The organism is Methylomonas sp. LW13 (assembly GCF_016865255.1).
Lineage (GTDB): Bacteria > Pseudomonadota > Gammaproteobacteria > Methylococcales > Methylomonadaceae > Methylomonas.
Map to the genome: position 1 here is coordinate 1,917,972 of NZ_CP033381.1, position 16,747 is coordinate 1,934,718.

The window sequence follows — 16,747 nt, forward strand, 5'->3', positions numbered from 1 at the left end:
TAGTTTTTGTTATGTCTATCACGAAATTTCGTTAGTTTTACAGACTTGGGTCGCCTGACGCAACTTGCTTTATTGGGTTGCAGGCCGGGCAGGAGACTTGCAATAACTCGCCGCTATGTCTATGCCTTAAAGGCCGGGCGCGGCCGTCCAATTGATTCATGTCTTGGTAAAGCCGGTTTTCGTGATGAATCACTTCGCGTTCGTGCTCGAAAGGGTAAAGGGTTTGGGTCATGCCGCCGCCGTCTATGAAATGCTGGCTGTCCAGCAACATCAATTTGGCATGCAGCAACTCGTGCAGTAAGGCGTCGGCGGGCGAGATGCTACAGGCGGGTGTACTGTCGCAGCCCGGTTCGTTCAGCAATTGCGCACCCAAGCGGGTGTCGAAATAAATCGTCACGCTATCCACACCAAATTCGTTGCCAAAAGCCTGGGTTTGCCAGGTATTTTGCCGGTATTTGAGTACGAGTTTTTGACCACGCAGTTCGTTAAGCAAATTCACTGCTTGCGGGTAGTGTGAAAAGTAGTCGGCCATCACCGCCAGATCCGCGCGGATACTAGAGGGATCGGCGGACTCGGCCTGGTAGATGGTGCTTAGAAAATTGGCAATTTCCGTTTTCGCCAGCGCATCGCTGTTCAGCGTGGCCTGCTTTTGACTGTAGGCCGCCATCACTTCCGCTGCGTTGGGCGGTTTACGCAGACGCAAGCGTACCGTCGCGGCGCCGTCTGGATCTACCGATAGCTTGGCCTGCATGCTGTTGACCGGTTCGGCTAGTTGGCTGGCGACGGCCTGCACGGCATTGACCGGCTGCAAATCGTTGGCGCTTACGATGCGCGAAGAGCCCAGCATGCCTATGCAAAAACTCAACACCAGACTGACTTCGCGGCGGCGGTTATGCAAGATAGCGCTATCGTCGCGCTGCCGGCTGTCTTCTTTAAGATAGATGTCGTAGCGCCGGGCGATGGCTGCCAATTCGGCATAAGCTGAGGCGGCGTCGCGGCTCAGGCCGGCTTGGCACACCAAGGCCGGTTTGCCGCCGATTAAGCAGGGATGCAGAAAGTTGCGATCCGCCGGCTGTTGCAAATACCAGCGATTTAAATCGCCGGCTAATTTGTCGATTCCCTCGATGCGGCTCGCCTCGCCGCCAAAGGCCTGTGCCAGGGTTGATAATCCATTCATGTGCTTAGTTGATATGGTTGGGTTCGGTTTTCCGACCGACTTTATCAGCGCTTTGGGGCCGTCGGCAAGTCAACCGCCGGCGCGGATGGGGCGCTATTGGCCGGGTCGGCTTTGTCATAAAACAGTCATGTTTTCCCAGCATAATTCATCCATGATGAAATTTGCGGGATATTCAAGATTTGCTTTCGCTTGGAAATCAGCGGCGTGTGGATTGGGCGGCGGCGCTTCTTTGCCATGGCTTGCCACAGCGCTGGCTACGGTTTATTTGCTTGCGGTGTTGTATGCCAATCTGCCCGATGCGTTGGCCGATGTCGACCAGATGCCGGCAGAGTCCGCAGCGCCCATCTCACCCGAAATGGTCACGCAAAATCCGCCCATGGATTTGTCGGAAATCGGCACTTGGCATTTGTTCGGGCAAAGCCCGAATAGCGTGTCTGGTGATGGCGCCGTTGCGGAGACGCAATCGCAACTCAAACTGCTGGGTATCCTGTTTTTATCCAAGAATCCGGAAAATGCCAGCGGCATCATCCAAACCGACGACGGCCAGCAAAAGAAATATAGGCTGGGCGATGAACTGCCCGGCGGCGCGGTGTTGCATTCTGTCGAAGCCGACCGGGTGTTGCTGAAGCGTGGCGAACGCCGGGAATCCCTGTTATTAAAAAAAGATAGCGTCCACGCGCCAACCGCCGCCGAATAATCCCTCCCTTGTAAACTGCAAATGAAAACACGCTTGTTGATCGGCTTGCTGCTGGCCATATTCTGCCCGATGGTACTGGCGGAAAAAGACGAATTCTCGCTGAATCTGAAAGATGTCGATATTCGCGCGCTGATCGAAACGGTTGCCGATGTCACCGGTAAAAACTTTATTATCGACCCGCGCATTACCGGCAATATATCGGTGGTGACTTCCACGCCCATGAAGTCCGCGCAAGTCTACGATGTATTCCTGTCCATACTAAAGGTGCACGGCTACTCGGCGATTCCGAACGGCAATGTGGTTAAGATTATTCCCAACGTCACCGCCAAGCAGGACGGCGAGGAAAGCGAGTTGCGCGGTAATCCGCAAAACGGCGACGAGCAACTGACCCGGGTGTTGCAGGTGCATCACGTCGATGCGGCGCAACTGGTGCAAACCTTGTTACCCTTGATGCCGCAATACGCCTTTATCGGTGCGGTGCCGGAAAGTAACACCGTCATCCTGTCCGATACCGCCGCGAATGTTAAGCGCTTGGCGGCGATGATCAAGCAAATCGATAAAAGCGATTTACAAAACATTGAAATTATCAATCTGCGCCATGCCAACGCCGCCGATTTGATACTGCCGCTGAATACGCTGATTACCAGCAATAATGCCGGAAAAACCACGGCTGTCCCGCCGCCCATGGTGGCCGACGAACGCTCCAATTCCATTATTCTGGGCGGCGACCCGGAGATGCGCTTGCAGATGCGGGCCTTGATCGCCAATCTGGATACGCCGATGGAAAAAGCCGGCAATACCGAAGTAATTTATATGCGTTACGCGGTAGCCAAGGAATTGGTGGAAACGCTGACCGGGGTGGGATCTTTAAAAGACGAAAAAGCCGATCAAGCCAAAACCAAAGCCACCACCGCCAAGGACTTTGATATTCGCGCGGACGAAGCCGCCAATGCGCTGATTATCACAGCGCCGCACGATTTAATGTTGACCTTGAAATCGGTGGTCCGGCAGCTGGATGTGCGCCGCGCGCAAGTGCATATCGAAGCGATCATCGCTGAAGTCAGCTACGACAAATCGCAAAATATCGGCGTCGAATGGCAAACCAAGGACGATGGCAGCGTGTTTGCAGCCAGCAGAAAAGGCGAAGGCAACTCTTTGAATCTTTCGCAATTCATTACCTCCGCCGGCAAGGGCCTAAGCATCGGTTACTTGGCCGGCAGCGAACTAAAAGCCTTGCTGACCGCCTTTGCCAGCGATACCGATGTCAATGTGTTATCCACACCATCGTTGGTGACGATGGATAATGAAGAAGCCAGCATGATAGTCGGCCGCAACATCCCATTAACCACAGGCCAATACACGCCGTCGGTCGGAGGCAGCCTGAGCACCCCGTTTCAGACTATCCAGCGCGAAGACATCGGTATCAAACTCAAAGTCTTGCCGCAGATCAACGAAGGTAACGCGGTTAAATTGAAAGTCGCGCAAGAGGTTTCCAGCGTCGTGCAAGGCACGACCGGGGCCGACTTACAAACCAATAAACGCAAGATCGAAACCAGCGTATTGGTTGATGACGGTAAGGTATTGGTATTGGGCGGCTTGATCGAAGACGACATCACCGAAACCGTGGATAAGGTGCCGCTGTTGGGCGATATTCCTTACCTGGGCTATTTGTTCCAAACCAATTCCACGACCATCACCAAAAAGAATCTGATGGTGTTTTTGCGCCCGCAAATCATCCGGGACGCGGGTAAATCCAGCGGTTTGACCCACGACAAATACAACTACATTCGCGACAAGCAGCAAGAGTTTAACGAGGACGGCGTGCTGTTGATGCCGGAGCAGAAACAGCCTCTGCTGGATAACTTAGCGGACGACAATGCGGCTGCGCAAGATAACGGGGAGGCCAGTCGCAATGGCAGCCGCTGAACCAACAGCGCCAGCCCCGACAGATAACAGGCTGCCGTCTTACGGTTTTGCCAAACGTCACGGCGTGCTCGTTGCCGAATATTCGGCGCAGCAGGCGCGTATCGTCTATCAACCAAAAGCTACGGTAACGGCTTTGCTGGAAACCCGGCGCTTCGTGGCTAGACCGGCCAGTTTCGAAGCGGTCGGCGCGGAAGAGTTCGAGCGCTTGCTGCAAGCGGTTTACGAACACAAAACCGGCCATGCGCAACAGATGGTCGACGATATGCAGGACAACCTGGATTTGTCCGAGATGGCCCAACATCTGCCAAAGCCGGAAGACTTACTGGAAAGTGAGGACGAAGCGCCGATCATTCGTTTGATCAACGCGCTGCTCACCGAAGCCATCAAGGAAAACGCCTCGGACATTCATATCGAATCCTACGAAAAACGCATGGTAGTGCGGTTTCGGGTGGACGGCACCTTGCGGGAAATTATCGAGCCGCAGCGCGAGTTCGCGCCCATGGTGATTTCCCGGCTTAAAGTCATGGCCAAGCTGGACATCGCCGAAAAACGCTTGCCGCAGGATGGCCGTATCTCCTTGAATATCGGCGGCCGCACTGTGGATGTGCGAGTCTCGACTTTGCCTTCCGGCCACGGCGAACGGGTGGTGCTGCGCTTGCTGGACAAGCAGGCCAACCAATTAAGCCTGAAGCAAGTCGGCATGTCGGATTACGAGCTGAACAGCATTCAGCAGATGATTGCCAGGCCGCACGGCATCATTCTGGTGACCGGGCCTACCGGATCCGGGAAAACTACCAGTTTGTACGCGGTGGTCAATCAATTGAATCAACGCAGTCGTAACATTCTCACCGTCGAAGACCCCATCGAATATTACCTGGACGGTGTCGGCCAGACCCAGGTGAATGCCAAGGTGGACATGACCTTTGCCAAGGGCTTGCGGGCGATTTTGCGGCAGGATCCGGATATTGTGATGGTCGGCGAGATTCGCGACCGGGAAACCGCCGAGATTGCGGTGCAGGCCAGCTTGACCGGCCACTTGGTGCTATCGACACTGCATACCAACACCGCCGTCGGCGCAATTACCCGGCTGCGCGATATGGGTATAGAGCCATTCTTGTTGGCCTCCAGTTTGGTCGGCGTGATAGCCCAGCGGTTGGTGCGCAAACTGTGTCCGCATTGTAAAAAACCGGAACAGGTGCCGGTACAGGATTTAGCCAAGCTGGGTTATCGCAGCGAAACCGGCGGGCATGTTACTGTTTATCAAGCCCAAGGCTGCCCGCAGTGCCATAACCACGGTTACAAGGGCCGGGCTGGTATTTTTGAAATGATCATGCTGGATAGCACGATGCAACAACTGATCCATGATGGCGCTGGCGACCTGGAACTGGAACGCCATGCCCGACTGACCTCACGCAGTATTCAACAAAGCGCGCTGGAAAAAGTGCTGAACGGCGACACCAGCATCGACGAAGCCATTCGCATTACCTTAAAGGATTAACAGGGCATGGCGGTCTTCGAATATCAAGCGCTGAATGGCAAGGGCAAGTCGGTTAAAGGCACACTTGAGAGCGACACGATCAAAACCGCGCGCCAACAATTGAAGGCCAATGAGTTAACGCTGCTGGACATTCAGGAAATTCATAAAAAAGAACGCAGCGGTCAGTCGCCCTTATTGGCGCAAAACATCGGCATGCGCGCGCTGGCGCACATCACCCGGCAGTTAGCCGCGCTATTGAAGTCCGGCTTGGCGATAGACGAAGCGCTGGGCATTATTGCCCGGCAACTAGAATCGGCGCGGGCCAGACGGATATTGCTGGCGATCAGAAGCCGAATTCTAGAGGGGCAAAGTCTGGCCGTGGCTTGCCAGGCCTTTCCCAGTACCTTTCCACCTTTGTACCGCGCCACTATTGAAGCGGGTGAATCCTCGGGCAAGCTGGATCAAGTCCTGGAAAAGCTGGCTGATTATCTTAGCGATAAAGGCCAACTGCATCGCAAGTTACAGATGGCGATGATTTATCCGGTGTTGTTGTCGTCGGTGTCCGTATTGGTGGTCATCGGCCTGTTGGCGTATGTGGTGCCGGAAATCACCGGCGTGTTCGACAAAATGGGCCACGAGCTGCCGGCTATTACCCAGGCCTTAATTAGTTGCAGCGATTTTTTGCAGAGCAACGGCTTGCTGTTGCTGGTCATCGCGGTGGGCTTGTCTGTGGCGGCGAAGCTGATTTTGCGCCGGGAGCGGCCGCGCATGCTGTTTCACCGTTGGCTATTAACCATGCCGATTACCGCCCGCTTTTCCAAGGGCTTAAACACTGCCCGCTTTACCCGTACGTTGGCGATTTTGACCAATAGCGGCGTGGAGTTGCTGGAAGCCTTGAAAATCTCCAGCCAGGTGTTGGCGAACGAGGCGATGCGGCAGGCGGTGGCGCATACCGCGATTCGCGTGCGGGAAGGGCAGAGTTTGAACAAGGCGCTGGAAGCCAGCGGTTTCTTCCCGCCGGTGACGATACATCTGGTGGCCAGTGGCGAGGCCAGCGGCCAATTACCGCGCATGCTGGAAAGCGCCGCCGACGATCAGGAACGTGATATTCAGGCGCTCACCGAACTGACCATGGGCTTGTTCGAGCCGGCCTTGATTTTGTTCATGGGTCTGGTGGTGCTAACCATCGTGCTGGCCATTCTGTTACCGATATTTGAAATGAACCAATTGATTAGATAGCGGTTTTGTCATACGCCTGTCACGTTGGCTTTCTAATCTTCTCCCCGTTGTCCCGCAGGCCGGGACCTGTTTAAACCAATCCGACTTTAAACCCTTATGAGCAATAAAAAACAGCAAGGCTTTACCCTGATCGAAGTGATGATCGTGGTGGTGATTTTGGGCATCTTGGCGTCCATCGTCGTCCCAAAAATCATGGGCAGACCAGACGAAGCCCGTGCCACGCGCACCTTGCAAGACATCAGAGCCATCAGCGCCGCGCTGGATTTATACAGACTGGATAACTTCAGCTACCCCACCACCGACCAAGGCCTGGAAGCTTTGGTACATAAACCCGCTAATCTGCCGGCCGGCGCGCATTGGAAGCAGGGCGGCTATCTGGATCAACTGCCGGTCGACGCATGGGGCAAAGCGTATTTTTATATGCAGCCCGGCGCGCACGGCGAATTTGATTTGTATTCCTTCGGCGCCGACGGCGTGGAAGGCGGCAGCGAAGCCGGCGCGGACATCACCAATTGGGCGCAAAAATAAGGCCAAATTCCGGCTTGAGCGCGCGTGGTTTTACGCTGATAGAACTGTTAATTGCGATGGTTTTAATCGGCTTGATGAGCAGCATGGCGATGCTGGCGATGGGCAATGCCGATCATAGTAAGCAGCAACAATTGGAAGTTGATCGGCTGGCAAAATTGCTGGCGCTGGCCGAGCAGGAAGCGATGATACGCGGCGAAAGCATAGGTCTGGAGTTGGTCGGCCAAGGGTATAGGTTTCTCTCGCCTACCCAAAGCAAGTGGCAGCCGGAGAATAATGATGCGCTATTCAGACAGAGGAATTTGCCAACAGGCATGACCTTGGCTTTAAGCTTGGACGAAAAGCCGGTGTATCTGAATCAACGGTTCGGCGGCAAAGTTCATCCGGAACCGCAGATTGTCTTTACCCCGGACGGGGCCTCTGCGGTGTTTCAAATTGCGTTGGATTTAGCAAAAAGCGATCTCCGGTTTTGGCTGAGTAATACGGCGGATGGGGGCTTGGCAATTTCCAGCGTCGCCATTAAGCCATGAAATACCCCGGCAACGGCGGTTTCACTCTATTGGAAGTGCTGATTGCGCTGGCGCTGTTAGCCATTCTGATGGCCGGCTTGATCAAAATTACCGCCGACAATACCAAGAACCTTTGGTATCTGGAAAACAAAACTATAGCCGCGACGATAGCCGCTAATCGTGCGGTGCAATTGCGCCTGGATACCGAAAAGCCGGAGAACCAGGACGGGTGGGAAACCATGGCCGGGCGGCGCTGGTATTGGCAGGCCAAGCGCGGTGTGACGCCGAGTCTCGGCGGCACGCTTTGGGATTACCGGATAGAAGTGTTTTTGGAAGGGGATAAATCGCCGTACGCCGGTTTGCTTAGTTATGTTCCGGCCAGCCATGAACAATAGCGCCAGTCGCGGTTTTACCTTGCTGGAAGTCCTGATCGCGATGGCCGTGTTCGCGATCATGGCGGCCATGGCCTACGCCGGCTTGAGCGCGGTGTTGGATGCCAGAGCGGGCACGGAAAAACGCTCGGACAGCATCGCCGCGTTGCAGCAAACCCTGTATTTGCTTAACGAAGATTTAGCCCAGGCTTTGCCACGCTCGATTCGGGACGAATTGGGTAGCGAACAGCCGGCTTTTTCCGGTGGGAATGGTGAAGAATTATTGACTTTAACCCGCAGCGTGCCGGAATGGTCGGCGTTGTCGATGCGAAGTGATCTGCAGCGTGTCAGTTATCGACTGGAAAACGGCAGTTTGTACAGGCAGGTCTGGATCGTGTTGGACCGTACCCAGCAGACGCAATTTCGTCGGAAAAAATTGCTGAATGTTAGTGCGCTTGAACTGCGCTTTTACGGCAGCGAATGGACGACGCATTGGCCGGCGGAAGGCACCGGCTTACCCAAAGCGGTGGAAGCTAATTTTAACCTGGCCGGCTTGGGCGACATGCGCCGGCTGTTTCTGGTGCGGTAATGAAGATGCTAGATCAGGCGCAGCGCGGCATAGCGTTGATCACGGTGATGCTGATACTGGCTATCGCTACGGTCGCGGTCGTGTCCATGTCCAGCGCGCGGCAGCTGGATATACGCCGCACCGAAAATCAGTTGCGTAGCATGCAAGCCTGGGAATATGCGTATGGCCTGGAAAGCTGGGCTGTTGGCCGGCTGGCGGCCGATGCCAAAGTGGGTGATGTCGATGGTTTGGATGACACCTGGTCCGAACCGCTGGCAAGGACAACTGTGGCCGGCGGTACGATGCAAGCGAAGCTTGATGACTTGCAAGGCCGGATCAATCTGAACAACTTATTGGTCGAGGGCAAAGTATCCGCGCCCGATGTGAAACGTCTGGAGCGCTTACTGGCGGTACTGAAACTGAAAACCGAATTGGCGCAGGCAATCGTGGATTGGATAGACGCGGATATGGACGCTAGCTATCCGCACGGTGCGGAAGACGAAACCTATACTCGATCCAAGCCGGCCTACCGCGCCGCGAACCGGCAATTTGCAGATGTTAGCGAGTTGCTGTTGGTAAAAGGCATGACGCGCGAGATTTATTCGAAATTATTGCCGTATGTGTATGTGGTGGAAGGCTACGCGCCGCTGAATATCAATACCGCCAGCGCCATGGTGCTGCGCTGTTTGGCGGACGACATCAGCGCCGATCGGGCCGCGTCCATGTTCAGGGCCAGAGGCAAGCCTTTCGCAAAAGTCGCCGAATTTTTAAAGGACGAAGCGGTTGCCGATGCCGGCATCGGTAAATACGGCTTGGGTGTCAGTTCGCAAAATTTTTTATTACAAGGGCAAATTGATATGGGCAAAACCCATTTGCAGTTTCAGTCGCAATTGCAACGCGATAGTGGTGGCGCGCAAGTGGTGAAGCGCCAGCGCCAGGGCTTGGCGCATGGCTGAGAAACTGCTGGTCAGATTCGGCGCCGAATCGGCCGATAAACTGGAATGGTTGAATCTTGCCGAGCCTGATAGCCAGCCGGCATCCGGCACGATGGCCGAGTTAACAGCGGCTGCGCAGGGTAAGTCTGTGCTGCTGTTATTGCCGGCTGCCTCGGTGTTGTTATTGCAAATCGAGCTGGCGGTTAAAACCACCGCGCAACTGAAAAAAGCCTTGCCGTTTGCCTTGGAAGATTTACTGGCCGAGGACGTGGAAAATTATCATCTGGTTTGGTTAAAGCAGGACCGGGATAAACTCGCCGTGGCGGCGATTACGCACGAAACATTAGCGGCGCTGCTTACACCGTTTCAGGAAGCCGGTTTGCAGCTGGATGGTGCGTATCCGGAAACCTTATGTCTGCCGTATCAGCCCGGACCAGCGACTTTGTTGCTCGACGACAGCAACGCCATTCTGCGCAGCGCTGCCTATTTGGGCGGTGGTGTGGATGCGCTGTTTCTGCCGCAGCTGTTGGAAAAAGTCCGTGCCGAAGGTGCTGATTTTCAGACTTTGCTGCTATGCAAAGGCAGCGAAGACAGCAAGCTGCCGGACGGTTTGGCTATTACCGGTATGGACACGGTCATCAAAGCACCTTTGTCATTCATGGCGAGTGCCGTCGAATTATTGCCTGTAGAGCTGAATTTGTTGAGCGGTGCCTATGCTGTCAGCAGCCGAAAGGTAGGCCGCTGGCAACAGTGGCTGCCGGCGGCCATTATTCTGGCGGTGGCCTTGGCGGTGCAGAGCTACGCCTTATTGCACACCTACTGGCAACAGCAAGCCGAGCTGAGCGAGTTGGAAGCAAAAACCCAAGCGCTGTTCAAACAAAGCTTTCCCGAAGTGAAACGTATCGTTAATGTCAAAGCCCAAGCCGAGCAACAACTGGCGCTGCTCAGAAAACAACACGACGTCGTCGGTAGCGGTTTCATGCGCTTGCTTTACCGGTCTGGCTTGGTATTGAAAGACACGCCCGCCGTGCACCTGAAAAAGCTCAATTTCCTGAACGGCGGTTTGCAGTTGCATGTGGTTGCCGATGACATCGGCCAGCTGGAGCAATTCAAACAACAACTGCAAAGCAGCATGCTGGTGAAACTTCAATCCGCCGATAGCGGCGCAAACGGCGTGGAGGCGCAACTTGAGATTCGCGAAAAATGACTTAACCCAGCGTTTTGCTGAACTATCACCCAGAGAGCGAGTGCTGGGGCTGGGCGGTTTATTGGTCGTACTGGTGTATGGCGCATACCTGCTGTTTTACCAACCGATGGCGGAGCAGAGCCGCTTGCTGACGCTAAAAATCCAGGCGCAACAGCAAATCTATAGCTATTTACAACAAGTCGGCAACGAAGCGGCGGCTTTGCGGCAACAAGCCGCGGTTGATACGCCGGCAGTGGATGGCGGTAATCAATCGCCGCTGGCGTTAGTCGATTTCAGCAGCCAACAGCTGGATATAAAACCGGCGATCAAACATCTGTCACCGGAAGGCGAGGACAAAGTCAGCGTCTGGCTGGAAAATCTGGCCTTCGACCGACTGATGTCATGGCTGACAATTTTGGAAACCAAACACCGCTTGCAAGTGCTGCAAATCGATGTGGAAAAACCGGCCGATGCGGACGGTATCGTTAACGCCAAAGTCTTGTTGGGCGTTGTTTAGCCCGCCTTCATATTAGCCTGGCCTTTAACGTCCGTCGCTCCCGCGCAGGCGGGAGCCCAGTGTTCCCAATCGATTGGTGAAGCGGTCGCAAGGCGTTTGCTTGTCGGGGAATGCCGTGTTCAGCGCACGCAGAGTTCGAAGCTTGCCATCCATGGCACCGGACGCCCTTAACCCGGCGGCATGACGGACTTTTTGGATTTAACTAACTTGCTCAATAGCCAGCAAGGCCCTTGCCGTCGAGAGCTAGCGGCCACTAATACCTAGGCTACACCGAAAATAGCTTTATTTGATTCCCGCATCCCAAGCTTCTCCCGGAGGGAGAAGGGGTTTCTTCCTTAACTGAATCGCACTGATGCGACCCCCGCAAATAGAATCTTAGATTTTATCGCGCCCTACCGCGCCCGGGCATCCGCTGAATTTTCGTGTTAGCGGCCGGTTTTGTAATACAGGTGTATTACATGTCACGTTAATTTAACAATGCTGTAACCGAAACGCCGCTATTGCTCTGGAATAATTCGCGCCAAGTTGAGGGGTTGAGGAACGGCCGTTCAGCAAAGATTCGGGAGCAACTAGGGAACACGGACGGCACGAACAAGGAGCGGCGAAGGAAGAGGATAGGGAGGAGGCTAGGCGGAACATGGTCGCGGGGGCAACAAAGCGGCGCTGTCAGGATGTTAGATGGTGTCGAGTGCAATCTAAAGCGTGTAAAAGCCAAACTCGTTGTGAAGCGGGGACGGAAAGTCACGGGTCTTGCAGGTCAAGACGGCTGGGCTGTCACCTTATGTCATTAATCGAAATTTAAACATGAGGTTTTAAAAATGAAATTGTCTAAAAAATTGTTGGCAGTTGCAGTATTGGCAGCGGCCGCTTCAGGCGCCGCGGAAGCGCGTATCCAAGCTATCGGCGATGCAACAGCAGACGGTAGTGAGTTTTTGTTTAACCTGGTTAACTACACAGCACAAAACTCTTACACGCTGGATTTGGGCATCACTGTTGAACAATTTTTGGCTAACCCCAGCCAACCATTGTCATTCACACTGAGCGACAACAACTTCCAATCGTTCGCTGCTGCTTACACTGCCGGCAACAACGTTACTTGGGGTGTTTCGGGTGGACATGGATTACTGAACGACCCTTCAGATACTGCTAAGTATGGTTTCTATACAACTTCAGTAGTTCCTGCACCTGCTGCTTTCGATACCAACGCAGCAGACATTAGCAACAGCATGAGTAAATGGAATGATTTGGTCAGCTATATCCAAACTCAAGATGCTAATGCCAACAACCTGAGCACCTTCAAAACAGTCGGCCAACAAGGCTACACTGCTGTTTACGGTAATGATTTGCAAACCGCATTGCCATTTACCGGGCAAGGCCAATTGGGCACCGCTTTGGCCTTTGTTCATGAAAAAGTCAATGATAGCGACTTCGACACTGGCGAATTAGTCACTTTTCCAGGTACATGGAATTTTGCAATCAACGGCAATGTCGGTTCATTGACCTACACCGCTGCACCTGCTGCTGTGCCGCTGCCAGCCGCAGTTTGGATGTTCGGCGCCGGTCTGATGGGTGTACTGCGCGCCACTCGCCGTAAATCGCTGGCGGTTTAATCCCGCAAACGTCTTGAGCCGGCCGGATTCTGTTTTGCTGGTTCCCCCTTCAGGAACGGGTCGGCTCAAACTTTAAATTCAATCAATTGAGAGATATACAATGAAAAAGCAATTATTGTCTGCTGCTATCGCAGTGGCTTCTCTGGCAGGTTTCTCGCAAGGTGCATCCGCACATGCGCCTAGCGTCACGCCGGATATCGAAATCTTCATGTCCGGCGCTAGCGCGCAAGACAAAGCCCTTGCGGCATTGTTCGTTAATTTGTGCGATGCCGGTACTTTGGATGTATTTAAAGACAACGGTACAGCGGGTTCCGAAGGTAAAAACCATAGTGCTTATTTCTGCACACTGAACTCTACTAACGTACCCGGCCTGACCGTCAACGGTTCTGCGGCAACCACGGCTAAAGTACTGTTCCACAAACGTTCTGCCGGCGGTTCTGCGCAAGGCGTTAACCCGCTGATCGACGGCGTGGCGATTGCGGCAATGCGTATCGACAACGGTAACTGCACGCAACAAGGCGCGACCAACACTTGGTTTTGCAACGCCAGCGGCGCTAACCTGACCAACGTGCTGTCCGATGCCGGTATTTCCGATGTCGAGCCAAAATTGTTTGTTGGCCCAAACAAACCTTCAAACGCTTCTGCGGTTGATCCAGTGGCTGCCGACGCGGCTCTGAACGTGGTGCCTGCGGCGGCCTTGGTATTTGGTGTGCCGGTTTCCGATAACTTGTACGTGGCTTTGCAAAGAGCGCAAAACCTGTTGGCCGGTTTTGGCGGCAGCTGCGCACCGGGCGATTACACCGAAGCCTGTATGCCTAGCTTGAGCAAACAACAAGTGGCTGAATTGATCTCCGGTCAAATCAAAAGATGGTCCGAGTTTAAAGTAAACGGCACGGCCTTAACCAGCTTGACTGCCGGTTTGACTTACACCGATTCCGACGGCACTGTCAGAAACGTTACCCCTAACGATACTAAAGTGCACTTTTGCAAACGTATCGACGGTTCCGGTACCGGCGCACAACAATACGTCAAATTCCTGAACAACCCTTGCAGTACTGCCGGTTTGTCACCTGATTGGACGGGTTCTAATTTAGCGGGTCCTGTTAAGCATGAAGTTAGCGGTTCCGGTGATATGGAGTTGTGTCTGGAAGACTTTGCCGACGGCGAAGCGGTGGCTAAACAAATCACTACGACTAATCCAGACGTGTTCAACACCGCAGTTAACACTGCCGGTAACAGAGGCTGGGCCATCGGTCACCAAAGCTTGGAAAACAATGCCACGCACGCCAAGCATTACCGCTTTATCAAAGTGGACGGTGTAGCACCGACTCTGGAACAAGCCTTCAGAGGCAAGTATATGGATTGGGTTGAGCAAACCTTCCAATGGCGTAAAGGTATCAGCGCGGATAAATCTACCGTCATCGCTAAAATCGCTGCCGACGCGGCTTCACCAACCATTCTGGCTACCGAGTTGAACATTGGTTTTGTTCACCCATTCGGTCAATCAGGTTATCTGGCTATCGGTAACGGCAACAACTTCACCGACACCTTGAACGTCAATGCACCTGTTATGCCTTACTCGCATGCTGCCTCAGGTTCTTTGAGCAACTGCCAAGTGCCGGTTATCAAATCATCTACCAACACCAGCAAGCCGATGTAATCAGCATGTAACAAACCTTTAGTGTAATAGCTGGAGGTTCGCGCAAGGATGCGCATTGAATACAAACAGCCTTCGCTTGCGGAGGCTGTCTTTTTTTGCGATGGGTGAAATGAAACAACATTTGTTTTTAGGCTCGGTCCGGTTCGGGCTCGCGGCTGTGTTGCTGATGGCCAGCGCGCTTGGCCAGGCGGAAGAAACCGGCAATCAATTCGATTTACTGGAGCTGCGGATGAAGGGCAGCACCTTATTGGACCGGAAACTGGTTGAACGCACGGTTTACCGGTTTTTGGGGCCGAAAAAAACCATCGATACCGTCGAGGAAGCCCGTGCCGCACTGGAAGAGCTTTATCGTAGTAAAGGTTATCAAACCGTCTCCGTGGATATTCCCGAACAGAACGTGGTCGGCGGCGTCGTGTATTTACAGGTGACGGAAGGTAAGGTGTCGCGCTTGCGGGTTACCGATTCCCGTTATTTCTCGTTGGGGGCCATTAAAGCCAAAGTACCTGAGCTGGCAGAGGGTAATGTTCCCAATCTACAAAAAATGCAGGAGCAATTGACCACGTTGGCCGGCGAGAGCCAGGATAGAACCGTGGTGCCGGTGTTGCGCGCCGGTGAAACGCCGGGCACGCTGGAAGTGGATCTAAAGGTGAAAGACGAACTGCCTTTGCACGGCAAGGTGGAAGTGAATTCCCACAATACGCAAAACACCAGCCGCTTACGGACCTTGGTATCGCTGCGTTACGACAATCTCTGGCAAAAATTTCACAGCGCTTCGTTTATGTATCAAACCTCGCCGGAAAATCCGGACGAAGTGGAGGTTTTGGTGGGCAGTTATGTGCTGCCGGTCATTGATGACGATAAGCGCCTGGCCTTATACGCGGTCAGTTCATCGTCAACGTCGCAAATTGCCAGCGCTGGCGCCTTATCGGTGATTGGTAGCGGTGATATTTACGGCGCGCGTTTTGTGTCGCCGCTGAAGACCCTAAATAATTACACCCACACTGCGACGCTAGGCGTTGATTACAAAGACTTTAAGGAAGATTTGAATTTATTAGGTTCGGATACCTTAAAAACCCCTATCAGTTATCTGCCGTTCATGGCCCAGTACAGCGGCAATTACCGCGATGCCGAGTCTTTGCTGTCGTTCAATGTGGGCGTTAATTTTGCGATACGCGGCTTGGGCAGTGATGAGCAGCAGTTTGCCGACAAGCGCTTTTTAGCCCGATCCAATTTTATCTATCTGAGCGGCGGTATGGATTACCGGCATGACTTGCCATGGGGTATGGAAGTGGCGGCGCGCATGTCCGGACAGATCACCGATTCGCCGTTGATCAGTAACGAGCAGTTTTCTATGGGTGGCTATCAAACCGTGCGCGGTTATTTGGAAACTAATGCGCTGTCGGATGACGGGGTGACCGCCTCGCTGGAATGGTATAGCCCCCGGCTGGTGCCGGACGAATGGGACGAGTTCGACAAAATGCGGGCGCTGGTGTTTGTCGATGCCGGGAAAGGCTGGATTGTCGATGCCTTGCCGGGTAATGCTAACGAAATGGCGCTGGCCAGCACCGGCGTGGGTTTACGTTTCGATATGTTTAAACATGTGCAAGGCGAGTTTGATTTTGGCATTCCGCTTCTGGACCAAGGCACTGTCCGGCGCGGCGAGAATAGGGTGGACTTTAGGATTGCTACCCAATTTTAGGGCGCGGCGGCGGAATGGTTGCGGAAGACGGGAGCGAATTAACTGGTGTCTTTGGGTTATTCGCTCCTGTCTTAATTATTCAGTCAAAACAGCGTTAATGAATCGTAGGCTGGATAAGCGAAGCGCATCCGGCAATCGTGGTGGATGCGCAAGGCTTATCCACCCTACGCGGACCCTTAAGAATTAACGGTATTGCCTCCGGGCAAGGCGTGTTTACGACAGCCTGCTGAGGGAAAAGGCACTATCAGTGGCTCTCTAGAGGGCCTCTAAAAAACTCGTCATTCTCGCGTATGCGGGAGCCGCAGACTGCGCAGCGAATCCAGGTTGTGGATTTCCCTGGGCAGCCGCTTTTGCGGGCAATACGATTATTTTAGATTATAGGTTTCGCCTAATAATATTACATATTTATTACAAATCTATTTCATGTAATAAATATGTAATATTTTATATTGCCTTGATACTACTTTTGTACAGTTATTATGCAATGGTTTTAAATTAGTATTTATTCAGCATTTTATGCTTATTAAGGTAGTTAAAAGTTATTTTTATAATTTTTACCATTTTATTTAAATATTGCTAAACCCGTTGCGAGGCGGGGGCGGAAAGCCGCGGGTCTTGTCAGTCAAGACAGCCGGGTTGCCAACTGATTTT

The 16,747-nt window shown here is 53.3% G+C and carries 15 protein-coding genes and 2 riboswitches; of the genes, 14 read left to right on the top strand and 1 reads right to left on the bottom strand.

Features of this window, described 5'->3' with window-relative positions; translation table 11 throughout:
• Nucleotides 1-37 precede the first annotated feature (37 nt).
• Nucleotides 38-1,177, bottom strand: coding sequence for a hypothetical protein (locus JL719_RS08675; RefSeq protein ID WP_033159031.1), 1,140 nt, complete (start codon nt 1,175-1,177; stop codon nt 38-40).
• A 151-nt stretch (nt 1,178-1,328) separates the two neighbouring features.
• Between JL719_RS08675 and JL719_RS08680 the strand changes: the two genes are divergently transcribed.
• The 14 genes from JL719_RS08680 (at nt 1,329) to JL719_RS08745 (ending at nt 16,096) form a co-directional block, all read left to right on the top strand.
• Nucleotides 1,329-1,874, top strand: coding sequence for a type II secretion system protein N (locus JL719_RS08680; protein WP_165385939.1), 546 nt, complete (start codon nt 1,329-1,331; stop codon nt 1,872-1,874).
• A gap of 21 nt (nt 1,875-1,895) precedes the next feature.
• Nucleotides 1,896-3,800 (top strand): type II secretion system secretin GspD, encoded by a 1,905-nt coding sequence (gene gspD / locus JL719_RS08685; protein WP_033159029.1) that lies wholly within the window; start codon nt 1,896-1,898, stop codon nt 3,798-3,800.
• Nucleotides 3,787-5,298 carry a type II secretion system ATPase GspE gene (gene gspE, locus JL719_RS08690; protein ID WP_033159028.1) on the top strand — a complete coding sequence of 504 codons (1,512 nt, stop codon included), beginning with the start codon at nt 3,787-3,789 and terminating at the stop codon, nt 5,296-5,298. The genes gspD and gspE overlap by 14 nt, the downstream gene beginning before the upstream one ends.
• Before the next feature lie 6 nt (nt 5,299-5,304).
• Nucleotides 5,305-6,516, top strand: coding sequence for a type II secretion system inner membrane protein GspF (gene gspF / locus JL719_RS08695; protein ID WP_033159027.1), 1,212 nt, complete (start codon nt 5,305-5,307; stop codon nt 6,514-6,516).
• A 96-nt stretch (nt 6,517-6,612) separates the two neighbouring features.
• A complete protein-coding gene (gspG, locus tag JL719_RS08700; RefSeq protein WP_033159026.1) occupies nt 6,613-7,044 on the top strand; it encodes a type II secretion system major pseudopilin GspG in 432 nt (143 codons plus the stop codon).
• Entirely contained in the window at nt 7,029-7,571 is a 543-nt protein-coding gene (gene gspH / locus JL719_RS08705) for a type II secretion system minor pseudopilin GspH (RefSeq protein WP_129871374.1), read from the top strand. Before gspG ends, gspH begins: the two co-directional genes overlap by 16 nt.
• Nucleotides 7,568-7,945 (top strand): type II secretion system minor pseudopilin GspI, encoded by a 378-nt coding sequence (gspI, locus tag JL719_RS08710; protein ID WP_033159024.1) that lies wholly within the window; start codon nt 7,568-7,570, stop codon nt 7,943-7,945. Before gspH ends, gspI begins: the two co-directional genes overlap by 4 nt.
• Nucleotides 7,935-8,510 carry a type II secretion system minor pseudopilin GspJ gene (gene gspJ / locus JL719_RS08715; RefSeq protein WP_033159023.1) on the top strand — a complete coding sequence of 192 codons (576 nt, stop codon included), beginning with the start codon at nt 7,935-7,937 and terminating at the stop codon, nt 8,508-8,510. The genes gspI and gspJ overlap by 11 nt, the downstream gene beginning before the upstream one ends.
• Nucleotides 8,510-9,445, top strand: a complete 936-nt coding sequence (gspK, locus tag JL719_RS08720; RefSeq protein ID WP_033159022.1) for a type II secretion system minor pseudopilin GspK — start codon at nt 8,510-8,512, stop codon at nt 9,443-9,445. The genes gspJ and gspK overlap by 1 nt, the downstream gene beginning before the upstream one ends.
• Nucleotides 9,438-10,631 (top strand): type II secretion system protein GspL, encoded by a 1,194-nt coding sequence (gspL, locus tag JL719_RS08725; protein WP_033159021.1) that lies wholly within the window; start codon nt 9,438-9,440, stop codon nt 10,629-10,631. Before gspK ends, gspL begins: the two co-directional genes overlap by 8 nt.
• Nucleotides 10,612-11,127 carry a type II secretion system protein M gene (locus tag JL719_RS08730; RefSeq protein ID WP_165385940.1) on the top strand — a complete coding sequence of 172 codons (516 nt, stop codon included), beginning with the start codon at nt 10,612-10,614 and terminating at the stop codon, nt 11,125-11,127. Before gspL ends, JL719_RS08730 begins: the two co-directional genes overlap by 20 nt.
• A gap of 700 nt (nt 11,128-11,827) precedes the next feature.
• Nucleotides 11,828-11,906, top strand: a riboswitch (cyclic di-GMP riboswitch).
• A 39-nt stretch (nt 11,907-11,945) separates the two neighbouring features.
• Complete coding sequence (locus tag JL719_RS08735) at nt 11,946-12,737, top strand: hypothetical protein (protein ID WP_033159019.1); 792 nt, start codon at nt 11,946-11,948, stop codon at nt 12,735-12,737.
• A 100-nt stretch (nt 12,738-12,837) separates the two neighbouring features.
• Nucleotides 12,838-14,397 (top strand): hypothetical protein, encoded by a 1,560-nt coding sequence (locus tag JL719_RS08740; protein WP_033159018.1) that lies wholly within the window; start codon nt 12,838-12,840, stop codon nt 14,395-14,397.
• Nucleotides 14,398-14,506: 109 nt separating this feature from the next.
• Complete coding sequence (locus JL719_RS08745; RefSeq protein WP_225893068.1) at nt 14,507-16,096, top strand: ShlB/FhaC/HecB family hemolysin secretion/activation protein; 1,590 nt, start codon at nt 14,507-14,509, stop codon at nt 16,094-16,096.
• Nucleotides 16,097-16,661: 565 nt separating this feature from the next.
• Nucleotides 16,662-16,740: riboswitch (cyclic di-GMP riboswitch) on the top strand.
• The last annotated feature ends 7 nt before the right edge of the window (nt 16,741-16,747 follow it).